The sequence below is a fragment of the Thermogutta sp. genome, from assembly GCF_039793925.1.
Taxonomy (GTDB): domain Bacteria; phylum Planctomycetota; class Planctomycetia; order Pirellulales; family Thermoguttaceae; genus Thermogutta.
The window spans coordinates 1-1,292 of sequence record NZ_JBAMME010000115.1; the positions used below are offsets into that span (position 1 = coordinate 1).

At 56.8% G+C, this 1,292-nt stretch carries 3 protein-coding genes; all 3 read right to left on the reverse strand.

Annotated features, from left to right (window positions below; genetic code table 11):
- Positions 1–232 (reverse strand): tetratricopeptide repeat protein (locus ABJK56_RS04235; RefSeq protein ID WP_347243416.1); only part of this gene is annotated, 232 nt, incomplete at its 3' end.
- 343 nt (positions 233–575) lie between these two features.
- Positions 576–770, reverse strand: a complete 195-nt coding sequence (locus ABJK56_RS04240; protein ID WP_347243417.1) for a helix-turn-helix domain-containing protein — start codon at positions 768–770, stop codon at positions 576–578.
- A 229-nt stretch (positions 771–999) separates the two neighbouring features.
- On the reverse strand, positions 1,000–1,292 hold a 293-nt coding region (locus ABJK56_RS04245), incomplete at its 5' end, for a hypothetical protein (RefSeq protein WP_347243418.1).

Consider the following 1,292-nt stretch of genomic DNA (forward strand, 5'->3'; position numbering starts at 1 on the left):
GGTTGTTCAGGCTCGTGGCCACATCGGGGTGGTTGGGGCCGACGTTCTGTTCGGCAACCTGTAGGGCTTTCTGGGCGATCACGACCGCACGGCCATAGTTGCCCGCGCGGTATAGGTCCATGACTTCCCGGTTGAGAGTTTCCCACTCGATGCCGGCACCCTGCGCATGCACGATAGAAGGCAGCACCCAAAGAAACGCGATAGGGAAGGCAAACAGTCTCAAATATCTCATTGTCGGTTCCTCGTTACAGCTAACAATAATTAGATTGACCCGTATAACATGCTGGTTTTCTTGCTTCTGACCGTATAAGATGCCTTCAGATACTTTACCAAAGATAACTTAAACCCTTGTGACGCACAGCACTTTCGCCGGTCTTGGCGTTTCGCCAGCGGTTTTCCTGGGGAAAAACCCATTGCCAACGCCATTCCTTTGAGGCATTGGGATACTTGCAATCGAGTGCATTGGGCATCGGCACACAGACCCATCCTTCAACTCGGCGGACTCTCCACCGTGGACGATCGGGAACTCCTCTCCGTCTTAAGAGTACTTCCCTCTCTCGTTTGCGCGCCTGATGTCATCGTGTCCGATCCTCTGTCCATGCCAGCTTCCCGGACTTGAGCCACTTATCGAGTTCCTTCGCATCGAACCGCCATTGCCGTCCGACCTTGTGCGCCGGCAGTTTGCCTTCCTGGGCCAACTTATAGACGGTCGATCTTCCCATCTTCAGGTATTGCGCCGCTTCAATGACTGTCAGCCACTTGGTTTCCATCAATCTCTCTTTCCAACACGTCCACTCGTACATGGAGTAACTTTGAGTAACGTTGAGTAACGTAACGCACGCACTGCGGTCTTGTCAAACTCCGATTTCAATTTTTCCGCAGCCATCCGAAACCATCCTCTCCGACACTTTCCGGCGGTCTCCGGTAGGTATCCAAGCGACAGGGCTCTCGGCCTGAGTTCGGGGTTCACCCTGGGCGCGGGCCGACCGCCCACCGGCATCAACCGGATTTGTCGCGACGTGACCGGAGAACCGACTGGCGTTCCTCCTCGAAACGGACGCCGCCCTGGACCTGGACTTCGAGGCGCTCGAGGCCCAGGCCGAGGCGGCTGCCGAGGAGCCGTCGCCGGAAGAGCGGCCTAAATCCATCACCAACGATATCGGCTCGAAGCAGAAGCTGGTGGATTGGATTTGGAAGCGCGCCCCGGACGGCGTGCAATCCGTCGTCGACGCGTTTTCCGGTTCGGCGGTCGTGGCCTACATGTACAAGACCAAGGGCATGCGGGTCCTGGC